This window comes from Devosia sp. (genome assembly GCF_036676215.1).
In the GTDB taxonomy this organism is placed as follows: domain Bacteria; phylum Pseudomonadota; class Alphaproteobacteria; order Rhizobiales; family Devosiaceae; genus Devosia.
In genome coordinates, this window is the sequence record NZ_JAKFDJ010000018.1 from 60,799 (window position 1) to 77,418 (window position 16,620).

Consider the following 16,620-nt stretch of genomic DNA (forward strand, 5'->3'; position numbering starts at 1 on the left):
AAGGCGCGCCGGGTTCAGTACCGGGGCAAAACGAGTATGTCCGACCCTGGGCGGCCGGACGGTGCGTAGTCAAGCAGTCCCTGCGCAGGTTGCCCGGTGATGCGGCGAACATTGGCCAGCGCCTGCTCGCTGACCTCGATCCAGGCCGCCACGGTAGGCTTGCCATCGATGATGGCCGGCGCACCGAGCGGGGTAATGCGCCAGCCCACGCTAACGCCATGCTCCAGCATGTAGATGGTGGAGACGAAAGTGATGAAGGCGTAGCCCTCCAAAAGGGCATATTCCATCACCGCGCAGAAAAGGGCTGCAGACTCCGGTGCGCGCCGCCGGCCCTCACGACGATCGGGTCGCACATAGAAGCGAGTCCAATCGGCCCCATGTGAGGGAGAGGCGGGGAGATTTCCTTGCACGAGTCCGGAAAAGACTGTCTGCAGCAAGTTCGGTTTATCGAGCGGGGTGAAGCGGGATCCGCCAACCAGCTCATCGCCATCGGTGAGCAGCAGGTGAGTCGCGTCGTCCGTATCGAAGTCATCGACATCGCGCTGATCGGGGCGACGGATCGCCTCCCACCCTTGCATGTCAACGAAAATAGTGTGTCTCAGCCGGTAGTTACGCTCCAGCAGGTCAATAGAAGAGCGCTCGACAGGCGCGCGGACGATGTGCACCTTCATCGCTGCCCCCCCAGCCGCTTATGACGCAGCGCAATAAGGCACGTCCCTCAGGCGGGGCGATATTGGTAAAAATCACAATAAATGCCTCACCTTTCCCTCGGGGGGAGATGAACAGAACCAGTGCCGGTAGCGCCTAAAGCGTGATCAGCTTGTGCCGGATTGCCTCGACGACCGTATGGACGCGGTTGTTGGTGCCCAGCCGTTTCTGCGCGTTCTCGCAGTGCTGGTTGACCGTGCGCTGGCTAAGCCCGGTGATGTCGGCGATCTCCGAAGCGGTCTTGCCCGCCGCCACCCATTTGAGCACCTCGCCCTCGCGGTTGGTGATGGCGCGCTTGGTCGAGCGGTCGCTGGGGCGGCTGTTGAGAAAGCGCAGTTGCCCATGTGCATAGAGCGCCAGCATATGCAGTTCCAGCCGGGCCTTGTCGTCGATCTGCGCGGAGTCCCCCACCAAGGATACAACGCCCTGCATGCCCCCTTCCATATGAATGGGCACGCAGAAGCCGTCGGACATGCCGAAATCGCGCGCCTCGTCCATCACCCGGCGTGCCGGCAGGTCGGCCTCACGATCATAGGGAGCCTCGGACCAGTCAAAAGGCAGGGTGGTTGAGAAACAGTGCCGCGCGACGGGGTCCAGATGCACATAGCCCAGACCGGTATAGCGCTCATACCACTCGTCCGACCAACCAGAGAGCAGCACGAAGGGTCGTACATCCATGCCACGATCCGGCAGCCCCGAGACGATGAAGCGCTCGAAGCCGTAATTACCGATGGCCTTGTACATGATATCGAGGATACCAGCGCTGGCGTGCTGCTGCTGAAGTGCCGCGATTGTCGTCATAAGGTCGGCGTTCATCTACATCCCCCCGGCGCAGATTCTTAATATACCACTTTTGATCAGGTTTGTTTCTTTATGCAATGCGGACCTTGCCAGACCGCTCGCATATGCAAAAACGGCCACCTGCGAGGCGGCCGTTTTTGGTCAGTCGGTTTACGAAAGCACTCAGTGCTTTGGGTCGAACTGGTGCGGATTGAAGTGATAGGCGGTCGAGCAGAACTCGCAGACCACTTCGATTTCGCCGTCCACCGCCATTTCATGGCGGTCCTCGGGGGTGAAGCTGGTGGCGAGCATGTCCTCGATACGTTCGGCCGAGCAGGAGCAGCGCTCCACCATGGGCAGGGGGGTAAACACGCGCACGCCCGTCTCGTGATAGAGCCGGAACAACAGCCGTTCCGAACTGAGATCAGGGTCGGCCAGTTCCAGGTCATCGATGGTGGACATCAGCGAGCGCGCCTCGTTCCAGCCATCGGCCTCCTCGAAATCGGGGTCCGCCGTCTCCGGATTGTCGAAATTGCCATCGCCGGGCAGGTCGCGCATGTGCGACATGCCGTGGTCGGGCAGGTGCTGTATCAGCACGCCCCCCGCACGCCAGTGCGGACGGTGATCGCCTTTCCGGGTAAACTCGGCCACGGCCATGCGCACCTGGGTGGGGATCTGCTCGGACTGCATGAAATAGGTATGGGCCACCTCTTCCAGCGAATGGCCGTCCAGCGCCACGATGCCCTGGTAGCGTTCGGTATGCGGCCCCTGGTCGATGGTCATGGCCAGATGCCCCTTGCCCAGCAGTTCGCCCGGCCGGGTCCGGCCGTCCTCGGCCGCCCTGACCAGCGCGTCATGGTCGAAGCGCGCATAGCCGCGCAGCCCGTCCGGTGCGTCGAAATCGACCACCAGCAGGTTCACCGGACCATCGGTCTGGGTCTGCATGATGAAGCGCCCCTCGAATTTGAGGGAGGAGCCGATCAGGGCGGCCAGCACCACCGCCTCGCCCAGCAGCCGCGCGACCGGCGCGGGATAGTTGTGACGGGTCAGGATCGTGTCCAGCGCTTCGCCCAGGCGAACGCTGCGGCCACGGGTATCCAGCTTTTCGAGGGTGAACGGCACGACGGAATCGTCGCCGCTTTCCGGCCGGTCGAGCCCGAAGGCGCTCATCAGGTTCTCGGTCATGGTCGTCGTATCCGTCGTCATTGAGTCACGTGGCTTTCAGGTTGGCTTGGCCACAATGGTACTAGAGCCCAAACCCGGCAAGAGTTTGAGGCAGCCATTGCCGGGGCGAGCACCAAACTGCGATGAGCTTCTGGTTGGGACGAGCCGAAAATTGTGGCTTTCCAGAACCGGGGCGCAGCGTACATGAGTACGTGAGCACCGGAAGCGGAGACGACCGCCAATTGCAGGCCGTCCCCGGCCAGAAGATCGAAGCAGTTTAGTTGACGTCGACCCCGAAGGCCCAGCACAGGATGGCTTTTTGGGCGTGGAGGCGGTTTTCTGCCTCGTCCCACACAACCGATTGGGGGCCGTCGATCACCTCGTCGGTCACCTCATCGCCACGATGGGCGGGCAGGTCATGCATGAACAAGGCGTTCTTGTCCGCCAAGGCCATCAAATTGGTGTTGACCTGGTAGGGTTTCAAGACCCGGCGGCGCTCGGCAATGTCGACGTCGCCCATCGACACCCAGGTGTCGGTGATGACGAGGTCTGCGCCCTCGACTGCCTCGCGCGGATCCTCGATGAGCTTCACATAGTCGCCGGCGCGGCGAATATCGTCCATCAGGTCCTTTTCGGGGCTATATTCCTCAGGCGTCGCGATGGTCAGGTGGCACTCGAACAGTTCAGCCGCGTTGACCCAGGAATGCAGCACATTATTGCTGTCGCCGACCCAGGCGACCTTGGCGCCCTTGATGTTGCCGCGGTGCTCCTCGAAGGTCATCAGATCGGCCATGATCTGGCAGGGATGCGCGCGCCGGGTCAGCCCGTTGATCACCGGGACGGTGGCTGCCTCGGCGAGATCGAGCAGATCGGCATGGCTGAGGATGCGGATCATGATGGCGTCCACATAGCGGCTGAGCACCCGCGCTGTGTCGGCCAGGGTCTCCTCCCGGCTGAGCTGCATTTCCTGGCCGGAGAGCATGATGGTCTCGCCGCCCAGTTGACGCATGCCGACGTCGAAGCTGACGCGGGTACGGGTCGACTGGCGCTCGAAGATCATGGCCAGGACTTTGTCCTTGAGCGGCTGCGGGCGGTCCCCGTCTTTGAGGCGCGCCTTGAGCGATGTGCCGGCATCGAGCATGCCGCGCAGTTCAGGATAGGTGAAATCGTCTATGGAAAGAAAATGCCGTGGGGTGCCGGTCGAGGTCATGGGCCGGGTTCCTTTGTGACGCTATGAGTGTTCGGTGCATGCGAGTTTTCGCCCTCCCCCTCAGGGAGGAGGAAACAGACCGCGTCGTCGCCGACCAAAATAGCGAACACTCAAACCCATCTCAGCCAACCGCCGGAACCGACGCCGTCTCGGCTTCGATGGCGTCGAAGGCCGCGGCGAGCTTGTCCATCGCCTCTTCGATCTCGGCCTCGGTGACAATCAGCGGCGGGATCAGCCGCAGCACATTGTCCCCTGCCCCGATCGCCAGCATGCGGTGATCGTCACGCAGCCGCGCCACGAAGTCGCGCACCGGCGGGGTGATCTTGATGCCGGCGAGCAGGCCCTTGCCGCGCAATTCCAGCACATAATCGGGATAACGCTGCGCCAGCTGCTGCAGGTGCCAGGCCAGTTTCTGGCCCATCTGGTTGACATGATCGATGAAGCCCGGCGCCAGGATGCGATCGAGCACGGCATTGCCCACGGCCGAGGCCAGCGGATTGCCGCCATAGGTCGAACCATGCGTGCCCGGCACCATGGAGGCCGCGACCTCGCCCTTGGCGAGGCACGCGCCGAGCGGGAAGCCGCCGCCAATGGCCTTGGCCACCGCGACGATGTCGGGGGTGATGCCACTCCATTCAAAGGCAAAGAAGCGCCCGGTCCGGCCATAGCCGCACTGCACTTCGTCCAGGATCAGCAGCATGCCGTGCTCATCGCACAGCTTGCGCAGGCCCTGCATGAATTCGGAGGTCATGGCGGTGACCCCGCCCTCGCCCTGCACGGTCTCGATCAGGATGGCGCAGGTCTGCGGCCCGATCAGCGCCTTGACCGCTTCGAGATCGCCCGGCGCGGTGTGCTTGAAGCCGGCCATTGGCGGGCCGAAGCCTTCGAGATAGCTCGGATTGCCGCCCGCCGCGATCGTGCCCATGGTGCGGCCGTGGAAGGAGCCGGTAAAGGCTATGATCTCGTAGCGATCGACTTCGCCCTTGGCCCAGAAATAATGCCGCGCCGTCTTGATGGCGCATTCAAGCGCCTCGGCGCCCGAATTGGTGAAGAAAACCGAGTCCGCGAAGGTGGCGTCGACCAAGCGCTGGGCCAGCCGTTCCTGTTCGGGAATGGTGAAGACATTGGAGGTGTGCCACACCTTGTCGGCCGCGCTTTTCAGCGCGCTGACAATATGGGCGTCGCCATGACCCAGCGCGTTGACCGCGATGCCGGAATGGAAATCGAGATAGTCTCGGCCGTGCTGGTCATACAGGCGCATGCCCTCGCCCCGCTCGAAAGCGAGATCGGACCGGGCATAGGTGCCGTATAGCGCAGACATGGTCATTTCCTTCAGTTTGGGTGGGTTGAAAAGGCGGCTCGTGGCGAAACGTGACAATAGCGCCACAAAAACCAAAAACGCGCTCGGTACGCAGCGCGTTTCGGCGTCAGAGTTAGGCCATTTTTGCCAGATAAGTCAATGATTGCGCCCCAAGCCCCTGATTTGACTCAAGAGTTCGTTAGGACAATTTTAACTGGTGATTTCACGGGGAAACTCTTCCCCGACTCTTGATCCGGATTCCTCCGATGGCGTAAACTCAACGTCATTGGGAACACGATATCTCGTGTGGCGGACCCACTCAACATACGACGCCTAGCGTTTGATGGCTGCAATAATCATTTGGCAGCGCAATGAAGGATTCTGTTTTGACGATGGTTTCAGGAGCACAACCGGCGGGCTGGACTGATGAGCGCGTCGAGACTTTGAAGAAGCTCTGGATGGAAGGTCTCAGTGCCAGCCAGATCGCCGGCGAGCTTGGCGAAGGGGTCACCCGCAATGCCGTTATCGGCAAGGTGCACCGGCTCAAGCTTTCGGCCCGGGCCAAGCCCACCAATTCCGCGCCGCGCGCCCGTCCGGCAGCGCGTCCGGCTCCCCGTCGCGTTGCCAGCCCCTCGGCTGGCATGTCAAACATGGGCAATGTGGGCAAGCCGCGCCCAACCATGTCGCGGCCACAGTCGATGGGCGCCACCGCGCTCGCGCACAATCCGGACATGGAAGCCCAGCTCTATGTGGCGCCAGCCGTGGCCGAGCTGTTCATTCCCGAGGACAAGCGCCTCAGCCTGCTGCAGCTCACCGAAGCCACCTGTAAGTGGCCGATCGGCGATCCGCTCAACAAGGATTTCTACTTCTGCGGCCAGCACAGCCTGGAAAGCGGCCCCTATTGCGAGTTCCACTCGCGCCGGGCCTATCACCAGGTCGACAAGAAGCGCCGTTAGTCACGGCATAGGAATGACAAAGGGCGCCCACGAGGCGCCCTTTTTGTTGTCCACCGATCGCTCAGTCGACCTCCCCCTTTGCTGGGGGTAGGTTGGGAGGGGTGCGGGAGCCCGGATATCCGGGCCAAACCACCCCCACCCTTGATCCCTCCCCACAAGGGGGAGGGCGTCGACTGCTTGTTTAGGGTCGTCGCTACTTTTCCACGACCACCGGACCACCCTCCCCCTTGAGGGGAGGGTCCCCCCGACGCGTTCAGCCGCGGGAGGGGTGAGGGGTCCTGCGTCCGCCCATGCGTGAATTGATGTGGATGGCAAGAGGACCCTCATCCGCCCTTTCGAAGCACCTTCTCCCTCAAGGGGAAAAGGAAGAACGTCTCGCACGGGCCAGGATGACAGTTTGGTTGAGGCAAGGTGTCCTCCCAGCCCCAGATCGTCACCCTCGGGCTTGACCCGAGGGCTCTTCACTCGCCGAACGTGAGATAAGTGCAGTCCCCTCGGGTCAAGCCCGAGGGTGACGACTGTATTTGTTGGAGTTTTCTGCGATCCACAGAAACTTATCCCCTCTGCCAAAACCTCCCGCATACTGCTCCCATCTACCCGCCAGAGCGCGATCATGACGAGTGATGAGCGGGCTAGACTGCCGGGGAGCATGGGTCGCCAGGCTCCCGCATGGATGCTGACCACCGGCCGGACGGCGGGTGACGGGGTGCGAGCCGACGACCGAGGGCTCAGCCGCCGGAATCTGCACCGTCCAACCCGAAAGGGCGGCCGCTCGATGCGTGTGTGAAAAATCCCGGCGTGATGGCGAGACTACAGCCTCACCTTCTACTACCCAATTCGAGACTGCGGTCTCGCCATCATCGCTCTCCGACAAGCAGAGCGGTACCGAGCCAAGCGACAACCGCAGTACAGGCGGCGTTTGCGCACGTCCCTAAGGCAGAAACACATCCACCCGCATGCCTTCACCCGGCTTACTCTTGATGGACAACTGCCCGCGATGGCGACTGACGATATGCTTGACGATGGCCAGCCCCAGGCCGGTGCCCTTCTTCTTGCGACTGACATCGGCGTCGATGCGATAGAAACGCTCGGTCAGGCGCGGCACGTGTTCGGGCTCGACACCCGGCCCATGATCGATCACCGTTATCATGTGCTGCAAGCCGGGGCGCCCGGCCGGCGCCAGGGTCACCTCAACGACCTTGCCGGCCGCGCCATATTTGACGGCGTTGTCGATGAGGTTCTCGAACACCTCGTAAAGCTGGCTGCGATCACCCGTCGTCGTGCTCGGCCCCTCGAACAGGCTCAGCCGGATTTCGACATCGGCGGCCTTGGCCTGCATCATCAGGCCCTCGCGGACCTCCCGCAACAGGCCCGCCAGATCGATGCTTCCGGTGGGGCGCACGTGCTGGTGCATCTCGATGCGCGACAGACTGAGCAGATCGTCGATCAACTTGCTCATGCGCTCGGCCTGGCCGCGCATGATGCCGAGGAATTTCTCCCGTGCTGCGGCGTCCTTGGCGGCCGGCCCCAGCAGCGTGTCGATAAAGCCAAGCAGGGACGCCAGCGGGGTGCGCAGTTCGTGACTGGCATTGGCAATGAAGTCGGATCGCAGCGCGTCGACACGCTTGAGCTCGGTCAGGCTCTGGAACGTGACAACGAGCTGGCGATCTTCGTCCTCGAGCCAGTCCCGTCCCGGCCGGCGCAGAGGGGACACCAGGACCTTTTCCCAGGTCTCGGACGGCACCGTTTCGTGCAGCTCGATGCTGCGCACGCTGCCGCTGCGCATGGCCGTGTCAATAGCCCCCACAAGTTGCGGATTGCGCAGCGAGAAGGTGATGGGGTTGCCGCGAACCACCGAGGGGAACTGCCGGCCCGCCGCCGCATTGGCATGCAGCACAACGCTGCGGCGATCCAGCACCAGGCAGGGATCAGCCAGCGCATCGGCGAAGGCGAAGACCGCGCCGGTGTCGGCGACGATTTCGGGCCGCGGCAGCTCGATGGTCCGGGTCACCGTTATCCGGCCAGCGGGCAGCATGGCGACGCCGGCCACCACGACGAGAAAACTGACAAGGGCCGCAACGATGCCGATTTCGCCAAACAGCACCAGCGCCGCGAAGACGCCCAATATGCCAGCCAGCAGTCCCCCTTGCGCCACGACGCGGGCGCGCGCCACGGTCAGCGGCGACATGGGCTCGTGGAACTGTGGTTCGTCCATGTTTTGTTTCTGAGAATCAGTCAGTTGCGCCGCCTCTTGCGCGCAAGGGCGCCTTCATAGCACGGTGAAGATGACAATGGAGCGACACCAGTGACCGACCCTTCCGACGGCTTTGACCTCGACAATCCCGAACTGCCCAAGGCGATCAAGAAACACGCGATGACCTCGGGGGGTTATCCATACGAGGATAAGCTGGATAAGGACATCTATGAAGCACAGATGTACCGGCTGCAGTTGCAGCTGGTCCTGCTGCAGGCCCACCTCGCCACCTCGGGCGAGCGCGTCATGATCGTCTTTGAAGGGCGCGATGCTGCCGGCAAGGGCGGCACCATCAAGACCTATCTCGAAAACCTCAATCCGCGCCACAACCTCATTGCGGCCCTGCCCAAGCCGAACGACCGCGAGCGCACGCAATGGTATTTCCAGCGCTATGTCGACTGGTTGCCGGCCGCCGGCGAAACGGTGCTGTTCGACCGCTCCTGGTACAACCGGGCCGGCGTCGAGCCGGTCATGGGCTTTTCCACGCCTGAACAGACCGAGCATTTCCTCGAGGAGGCGCCCGAATTCGAAAAGCGCATCACCAAGGACGGCATCCATCTCTTCAAGTTCTGGCTGTCGATCGGTCGTGAAATGCAGCTCAAGCGCTTCCATGACCGGCGGCACGATCCGCTGAAAATCTGGAAGCTCTCACCGATCGATCTGGAGGCGCTGGCCAGGTGGGACGCCTATACGGCGGCGCGCGACGAAATGCTCAAGCGCACCGATTGCGCGCATGCGCCCTGGACGGTGGTCCGCACCAATGACAAGCTCCGCGGTCGCATCAACGTCATCCAGTCCGTGCTGCACCGCATGGATTTCCCCGGCAAGAATCTCAAGGCGATCGGCGAGATCGATCCGAACATCACCCTCAGCGCCGAGGCGTTCCTCAAGCTGAACAAGTCGGACTGAGTGACCTACTTCGCCTCGATCGAGCCCATGCGCTTGCTGGCCGTCGGCCAGCTCAGCTCCGTCGTCCGCGCGATGACGGCTTCGACCAGGGTGAAGAGCGCGCCATTGGCGTCCCAGGTGCGACCCATCTCGGTGCGGCAGGGCAGCACCAGCTTGGCAAAGCGCGCCACCGGGCTCATCCACTCGTCGGTGACGAGCACGATTTGCGCTCGCCGCGCCGTTAGTTCGGTTGCCAGCTCCGTCAGGCTGGGATCGTAGCGGCGCACGTCGAAGATGATGGCCAGGTCCCCCGGCTTGACGTCGATCAGTTGGTCCGCTCGTGTCGCCGGGCGACCGTCCAGCCGGCGCACGCCCTGGCGTATCAACCGCAGGTGGGCCTCCATATAGCCGGCCAGGAAATCGGTGAAGCGGCCGCCCGCCAGATAGCAGTTGCCCTTGTTCTCGGCGAGCCGGGCGCAGACCGCCTCGAATTCGGAGGCCGGAATCAAAGCTGCAGAGCTGCGGAGATTGTCGACCTCCTGGGACACGAAACGATCGAGAAAATTGTTATCCCCCCGCTCCTGTCCGGCTGCAGAATGGCTGCGCTGGAGCGGCGACTTGGAACGCTCCTCCAGTTCCTCGCGCAAGGCGCGCTGGAAGTCCGGATAGGATTTGTAGCCGAGCTGGGCAACGAACCGCAGCACCGTGGCCGAGCTTGCGCCCGCCTGCTGGGCGAACTCGGCGACCGGCGCCAATCCCAGCGTGGGATAGGATCCGAGCAGCCCGCGTGCCGCGCGCTTCTCGGCTGCCGTTAGCCGGTGAATCGCTTCGTGAATGCGCCCGGCAACCGACTTTCCCTCCATGCGCCCCTCTGAATTCAGGATTTCAGTATTGACAGTTATTCTCAGTATGAAACTACTGATACAGAAATTAACCGACTATGCGTAGGGCTAAGTGGACGTTAGCGGTCAAAAAGCAGTGCTGGTTTCCAACGCGCGGGGGCAATCGCCCTTCGTCATTGTCTGCGACCACGCCAGCAACCGCATTCCCGCGAAATATGGCGATCTGGGCCTGACGCCGAGCCAGAGGCTGACCCACATCGCCTGGGACCCCGGTGCGCTGGCCGTCAGCCACGCGCTCTCGGATCTGCTCGATGCGCCGCTGGTGCAATCCACGGTGTCGCGCCTCATCATCGACTGCAACCGCGAACTCGACGCACCGGACCTGATCTGGACGATGTCGGAGTCTACCCATATCGCTGCCAACGAAAACCTCGATGACGCCGAGCGGCGATACCGGATCGACCAGTTTCACCGCCCCTATCACGCTTCGATCGAGACCCTGCTCGAAGCCCGTCGCCATGCCGGACGCGAGACAATCCTGGTGTGCATGCATTCCTTCACGCCGATCTATCATGGCGTTGCCCGGCCCTGGCCGATCGGGCTGATCCACGGCGTGGATGTCGGCTACACCAAGGCGCTGTTCAACGCGCTCAAGGCGGATGACCCAGGGCTCGATGTCGGCTGGAATGAGCCTTATGCCGCCCTCAACGGGGTGACGCTGACGCTCGAAAAACATGGCGACGCCCGAGGGCTGGACGCCACCATGATCGAAATTCGTCATGACGAAATTCTCGAACCCGCCGGGGTGACCCTATGGTCGTCGCGGCTGGCCCGTTGTCTCGAAACGGCGCGCCAGGCGCGCAAAGGGGCAATGGCAGTCTAGATCTATTCGTGGGCTCATTTTCAGGGGGACGTGACTATGGCTGAGACGAGAAGGGTCGGTAGTGTCGCATACGCGACACGCGACCAGAACTATTTCGCAAAGCGCGGGCTGATCCGGCACGCCAATGTCTGGCATTTGTGGGCGCTGGGGGTCGGCGCCGTTATCTCGGGACATTTCTCGGGGTGGAACGGTGGGCTGCTGCAAGGCGGCTGGGGCGGCATGTTCATCGCTACCGTCATTATCGGCATCATGTATCTGGGCCTTACCTTCGCCATCGCCGAGATGAGCCCGGCTCTGCCGCATACCGGCGCCGCCTATTCCTTCGCCCGCACCGCCATGGGGCCATGGGGTGGGTTCCTGACGGGTCTGGCCGAAAACGTCGAATATGTACTCACCCCCGCGGTGATCGTGTTCTTCATCGGCTCCTATCTCACCGGCATCTTCGAAACGCCGGACAGTTTCCAGCCGGTCTGGTGGGTGCTGGCCTATATCGCCTTTGTCGGGCTCAATGTCTGGGGCGTGGCGCTCAGCTTCCGCGTGACGCTGATCGTGACGCTGCTGGCGCTGGCGTGCCTGCTGGTCTTCTGGGTCTCGGCCATTCCCAACATGGATTTTTCGCGCTGGGCACTGAATATCGGGGAAGGTGGCGTCGAATTGCCGGATGGCAATGGCCCCTTCCTGCCCAATGGCATTATGGGTGTGTTCTTCGCCCTGCCCTTCGCCGTCTGGCTGTTTCTCGCCATCGAGCAATTGCCGCTGGCTGCCGAAGAATCCATGGATCCCAAGCGGGACATGCCGCGCGGCATCATCGCTGGCTTCCTGACACTGGTGGTGTCGGCACTTGCCATCCTGACGCTCAACCCGTCGGTGATGGGCATTGGCTCATTCGCGCTGGGTTCGTCCGGCGAGCCGCTGCTTGATGGCTTCAGGGCCATCTATGGCGACGGCATCGCCAAGGGCCTGGCGCTGGTGGCTGTGCTGGGGTTGATCGCCTCGTTCCACACCATCATCTTCGCCCAAGGCCGGCAGATCTTCTCGCTCAGCCGGGCCGGCTATTTCCCGACCTTCCTGTCGGTGACCCACGACACGCGCAAGACCCCGCATGTCGCCATGGTCGCCGGCGCCTTGCTCGGCCTCGTCGTCATCATGGCCGTGTGGTTCCTGGCCGGCGAGGAAAACCGCGGCTCGGTGATTGGCTTCACCCTGCTCAACATGGCCGTGTTCGGAGCCATGCTCAGCTACATCATGCAGGGCATCAGCTTCATCCTGCTGCGGCAAAATCAGCCCAATATGGACCGACCCTTCCGCAACCCGTTCGGCAACCCCGGCGCGGCCCTCACGGTCATCATCGCCGCTGTCACCATCTATTTCCAGGTGACCGGGGATGCGGCCTATCGGGCCGGCATTCTGGGCGTCGCGATCTGGTTCGCGGTGTTCATCGCCTACTTCGCTGTCGTCGGACGACACAAGCTGATCCTGTCGCCCGAGGAAGAGTTTGCGCTAGAGCACAAGGCCTAAGCGCCGACCGACCCACGCGCGGCGTCACCTAGAGACACTGCGCGTGGGATCATCAGCAAACCGGGAGGAGAATACCGTGCCCTACACCCTTGCAGAGCTGCGCAAAGACGTCGCCGCAGGCAGCATCGATACCGTGCTGGTCGCCTTCCCAGACATGCAGGGACGGATGATCGGCAAGCGCTTCCAGGCCGAATATTTCCTCGAAGTGGCCAATGACGAGACCCATGGCTGCGATTACCTCCTGGCCGACGACATCGACATGGAGCCGGTGCCCGGCTACGAGGCGGCCAATTGGGGCAAGGGCTATGGCGACTTTGTCATGAAGCCAGACCTCGGGACGCTGATGAAGGCGAGCTGGCTCGAGGGCACTGCCATCGTGCTCTGCGACCTTTCCGATCACCACCACCACGAGCCGATCCCGCATAGCCCGCGCGCCATTCTCAAGGCACAGATCGAGCGGCTTGCCGCCATGGGCTACACCGCCAATGCGGCGACCGAGCTCGAATTCTACCTGTTCGACGACGATTACCGCACCATCAGCGAGAAGGGCTATCGCAGCGCACAGACCGCGGGCGACTACATCCAGGATTACCACATCTTCCAGACCACCAAGGAAGAAGGCGTGATGCGCGCTTTGCGCAAGCACCTGCAGGCGTCAGGCATTCCCGTCGAATCCTCCAAGGGCGAATGGGGTCCGGGCCAGGAAGAGATCAACGTCAAATATTCCGATGCCCTTACCATGGCCGACCGCCATGTGGTGCTCAAGAATGCGACCAAGGAAATCGCCTGGGCCCAGGGCAAGGCCGTGACCTTCATGGCCAAGTGGGATTTCGGCCTCGCCGGTTCCTCCAGCCACATCCACATGTCGCTGGCCGACAAATCCGGCAAGCCGCTGTTTGTCGATGGCAAGGACGAGCGCGGCATGAGCGAGCTCATGAAACATTTCATGGCTGGCCAACTTGCCTATGCCCGCGACATCACCTATTTCCTCGCGCCCTATATCAACAGCTACAAGCGCTTCCAGGCCGGCACGTTCGCCCCCACCAAGGCGATCTGGTCCCCTGACAACCGCACCGCCGGCTTCCGCCTCTGCGGCGAGCACTCCAAATCCATCCGCGTCGAATGCCGCATGGGCGGCGCCGACCTCAACCCGTACCTTGCGATCGCCGCGCTCATCGCGGCCGGCATCAAGGGCATCGAGGACAAGATGCCGCTGGAGCCCGCCTTTGTCGGCGACGCCTACATCACCAAGAAACTGCGCGAAATCCCCAAGACACTCAGGGAAGCGACCGACACGCTGCGGAAGTCGAAGATGCTCAAGGATGCCTTCGGCGAGCAGGTTATCGGGCACTACGTCCACACGGCCGAATGGGAGCAGTTCGAGTATGATCGCCGCGTGACGGATTGGGAGCTTAAGCGCGGCTTCGAGCGGAGCTAAGTCTCCTTGCTGCCACAGAACGCGTCACATACTCGGTGTCACCCCGGCCTGAGCCGGGGCCTATCTCGAAATTTCAGGACGGATCCCCGCTTTCGCGGGGATGACACCGCCGAATAACCAGAGGCCCAAAAATGACCGAGACGGTCAAGATCATCTCCCCCATCGACGGCAGCACCTATGCCGAGCGTCCGCTCGCCAGCGCCACCGAGATCGACTCCGCTGTCGTCCGCGCCAAGTCCGCTCGCCATGCCTGGCACGACACCACCATTCCCGAGCGGCAGAAAATCCTCAGCCATTTCGTCGACGCTCTCTTGCTGATGAATGACGACATCGTGCCCGAACTCGCCTGGCAGATGGGCCGACCGATCCGCTTCGGCGGCGAGAAGCGCGGCGTCGAGGAACGCGCTCGCTACATGATCGAGCTGGCCGCCGAGGCGTTGGCGCCGTCCATCAGGCCGGAGAAAGAAGGCTTCACCCGCTACATCACCCGCGAAGCGCTGGGCACGGTGATGGTGATCGCGCCCTGGAACTACCCGTTCCTCACCGCGGTCAATTCCATCGTCCCTGGCCTGATGGCCGGCAATGCCATCATCCTCAAGCATGCCAGCCAGACGCTGCTGGCCGGAGAACGCTTCGCCGCCGCCGCCGAAAGCGCAGGCCTGCCCGCCGGCCTGTTCCAGAACCTGGTCCTCGGTCACGCAGACACCGAAAAGCTCATCGCCTCCGGCCGGATCGACCACATCAACTTCACCGGCTCGGTCGAAGGCGGCCGCCGCATCGAGAAGGCCGCCGCCGGCACTTTCGCCACGCTCGGCCTCGAACTGGGCGGCAAGGACCCCGCCTATGTCCGCGCCGATGCCAATCTCGACAATGCGGTCGAGAACCTCGTCGACGGTTCCTTCTTCAATTCGGGCCAGTCCTGCTGCGGCGTCGAGCGCATCTATGTGCACGAATCCATCTATGGCGATTTCGTCGAGCGCTTCATCGAAAACGCCAAGGGCTGGACGCTGGGCAACCCACTCGATCCGAATACCATTGTCGGCCCCATGGCCCGCGGCAATTTCGCCGATCATGTGCGTCAGCAGACCGAAGAGGCCCTCCGCGGCGGTGCCACGCGCCACCTCAATTCAAAGCACGACCTCGACAAGCCCGGCTCGCCCTATCTGGCGCCCGAAGTGCTGACCAACGTCAACCACCAGATGAGCGTGATGCGCGAAGAGAGCTTCGGCCCGATCGTCGGTATCATGAAGGTCGCCGACGACGCCGAAGCCATCACCCTGATGAATGACAGCCCCTATGGCCTCACCGCCTCGATCTGGACCCAGGACCTCGACGCCGCAGCGAAGCTGGGCGGCAGCATCGAGACCGGCACAGTCTTTGCCAACCGCTGCGACTATCTCGATCCGGCGCTGGTCTGGACCGGCGTCAAGGACACCGGCAAAGGCGGGGGCCTGAGCGAAATCGGGTATGCCAACCTGACGCAACCGAAAAGTTATCACTTGAAGCGGGTATGACCTCATGACCAAAGCCAACTGGAACTACCCTACCGCCATCAAGTTCGGCCCCGGCCGCATCGCCGAGCTCCCCGAGGCGCTGAAAACCGCTGGCATAGCCAAGCCGCTGCTCGTCACCGATGCCGGCCTCGTCAACCTGCCCGTCACGCAAAAAACCATCCAGCTCCTCAAGGAGGCTGGCATCCCTGTCGGTGTCTTCGCCGATGTCAAACCCAACCCGATCTCGGCCAATGTCGAAGCGGGCATCAAGGTTCTGCGCGAAGGCGGCCATGACGGCGTCATCGCCTTTGGCGGCGGCTCGGGGCTCGATGTCGGCAAGGTCATCGCCTTCATGGCCGGCCAGACCCGCCCGATGTGGGATTTCGAGGACATTGGCGATTGGTGGACGCGAGCCGACCCCAAGGGCATATTCCCCATCGTCGCAGTGCCCACCACGGCTGGCACCGGCTCGGAAGTCGGCCGGGCGGGCGTCATCACCGATGAGACGACCCATACCAAGAAGGTGATCTTCCACCCGCTGATGATGCCCAAGGTGGTCATCGCCGATCCCGAACTGACCGTTGGCATGCCCAAATTCATCACCGTCGGCACCGGCATGGATGCGCTGGCCCATTGCCTCGAAGCCTATTGCGCTCCCGGCTATCACCCGCTGGCCGATGGCATCGCAGTCGAGGGCATCCGCCTCGTTTTCGAGAACCTGCCCAAGGTCTATGCCGATCCCAACGATGTCGAGGCCCGCGGCCACATGATGAGCGCCGCCGCCATGGGCGCCACCGCCTTCCAGAAGGGCTTGGGCGCCATCCACGCCCTCAGCCATCCGGTGGGCGCGCTCTATGACACCCATCACGGCATGACCAATGCGGTGTTCATGCCCTATGTGCTGGCGGTCAACAAATCGGCCATCGAGGCCCGGATCGCGCGCCTCGCCGCCTATCTCGGCCTCGCACCGAGCTTTGAGGCCTTCCAGCACGCCGTCATCGGGCTGCGCCTGCGGCTCGACGTGCCGCACACCCTGGCAGAGTTCAAGGTGGATGGCACCAAGCGCGAACTGATCGGCGACATGGCAATCGTCGATCCCACCGCTGGGGGCAATCCCATCGAACTCACCAAAGCCCGTGCGCTGGAAATCTTTGATCGTGCGATGGAGGGGCGGGTGTGAAACGAA

The 16,620-nt window shown here is 62.7% G+C and carries 14 protein-coding genes; 7 read left to right on the top strand and 7 right to left on the bottom strand.

Going from position 1 to position 16,620, the window contains the following annotated elements; all coding sequences use genetic code 11:
• Nucleotides 1–14: 14 nt before the first annotated feature.
• From V6M52_RS01560 to V6M52_RS01580, 5 genes are all read right to left on the bottom strand, one after another.
• Nucleotides 15–671 carry an acyl-homoserine-lactone synthase gene (locus tag V6M52_RS01560; protein ID WP_332698726.1) on the bottom strand — a complete coding sequence of 219 codons (657 nt, stop codon included), beginning with the start codon at nucleotides 669–671 and terminating at the stop codon, nucleotides 15–17.
• Between the two features lie 133 nt (nucleotides 672–804).
• Entirely contained in the window at nucleotides 805–1,524 is a 720-nt protein-coding gene (locus V6M52_RS01565; protein WP_332688389.1) for an autoinducer binding domain-containing protein, read from the bottom strand.
• Nucleotides 1,525–1,671: 147 nt separating this feature from the next.
• On the bottom strand, nucleotides 1,672–2,694 hold the full coding sequence (locus V6M52_RS01570) for an Hsp33 family molecular chaperone (RefSeq protein ID WP_442881799.1): 1,023 nt from the start codon (nucleotides 2,692–2,694) through the stop codon (nucleotides 1,672–1,674).
• 235 nt (nucleotides 2,695–2,929) lie between these two features.
• Entirely contained in the window at nucleotides 2,930–3,862 is a 933-nt protein-coding gene (gene argF / locus V6M52_RS01575) for an ornithine carbamoyltransferase (protein WP_332698729.1), read from the bottom strand.
• Nucleotides 3,863–3,983: 121 nt separating this feature from the next.
• The gene (locus V6M52_RS01580; RefSeq protein WP_332688383.1) at nucleotides 3,984–5,189 is read right to left on the bottom strand and encodes an aspartate aminotransferase family protein; all 1,206 of its coding nucleotides are present in this window, start codon (nucleotides 5,187–5,189) and stop codon (nucleotides 3,984–3,986) included.
• A 365-nt stretch (nucleotides 5,190–5,554) separates the two neighbouring features.
• Between V6M52_RS01580 and V6M52_RS01585 the strand changes: the two genes are divergently transcribed.
• Nucleotides 5,555–6,118 (top strand): GcrA family cell cycle regulator, encoded by a 564-nt coding sequence (locus V6M52_RS01585; protein ID WP_332688402.1) that lies wholly within the window; start codon nucleotides 5,555–5,557, stop codon nucleotides 6,116–6,118.
• 931 nt (nucleotides 6,119–7,049) lie between these two features.
• Here V6M52_RS01585 and V6M52_RS01590 read toward each other — a convergent pair.
• Nucleotides 7,050–8,333 (bottom strand): sensor histidine kinase, encoded by a 1,284-nt coding sequence (locus V6M52_RS01590; protein WP_332698732.1) that lies wholly within the window; start codon nucleotides 8,331–8,333, stop codon nucleotides 7,050–7,052.
• Between the two features lie 90 nt (nucleotides 8,334–8,423).
• On the opposite strand from V6M52_RS01590, the gene ppk2 reads away from it, so the two are divergent.
• A complete protein-coding gene (gene ppk2 / locus V6M52_RS01595) occupies nucleotides 8,424–9,281 on the top strand; it encodes a polyphosphate kinase 2 (protein ID WP_332698735.1) in 858 nt (285 codons plus the stop codon).
• Between the two features lie 5 nt (nucleotides 9,282–9,286).
• Here the strand turns inward: ppk2 and V6M52_RS01600 are convergent, their stop codons facing one another.
• Nucleotides 9,287–10,123, bottom strand: a complete 837-nt coding sequence (locus V6M52_RS01600; RefSeq protein WP_332698738.1) for a MurR/RpiR family transcriptional regulator — start codon at nucleotides 10,121–10,123, stop codon at nucleotides 9,287–9,289.
• 115 nt (nucleotides 10,124–10,238) lie between these two features.
• Here V6M52_RS01600 and V6M52_RS01605 point away from each other — a divergent pair, with 115 nt between their 5' ends.
• From V6M52_RS01605 to V6M52_RS01625, 5 genes are all read left to right on the top strand, one after another.
• Entirely contained in the window at nucleotides 10,239–10,985 is a 747-nt protein-coding gene (locus tag V6M52_RS01605) for an N-formylglutamate amidohydrolase (protein ID WP_332688375.1), read from the top strand.
• 36 nt (nucleotides 10,986–11,021) lie between these two features.
• Nucleotides 11,022–12,503: an amino acid permease gene (locus V6M52_RS01610; protein WP_332688373.1), complete on the top strand. Its 1,482-nt coding sequence runs from the start codon at nucleotides 11,022–11,024 to the stop codon at nucleotides 12,501–12,503.
• A gap of 76 nt (nucleotides 12,504–12,579) precedes the next feature.
• Entirely contained in the window at nucleotides 12,580–13,941 is a 1,362-nt protein-coding gene (locus V6M52_RS01615; protein ID WP_332688371.1) for a glutamine synthetase family protein, read from the top strand.
• A 131-nt stretch (nucleotides 13,942–14,072) separates the two neighbouring features.
• A complete protein-coding gene (locus V6M52_RS01620) occupies nucleotides 14,073–15,455 on the top strand; it encodes an aldehyde dehydrogenase family protein (RefSeq protein ID WP_332698740.1) in 1,383 nt (460 codons plus the stop codon).
• A 4-nt stretch (nucleotides 15,456–15,459) separates the two neighbouring features.
• Entirely contained in the window at nucleotides 15,460–16,614 is a 1,155-nt protein-coding gene (locus tag V6M52_RS01625; RefSeq protein WP_332698742.1) for an iron-containing alcohol dehydrogenase, read from the top strand.
• Nucleotides 16,615–16,620: the final 6 nt, after the last annotated feature.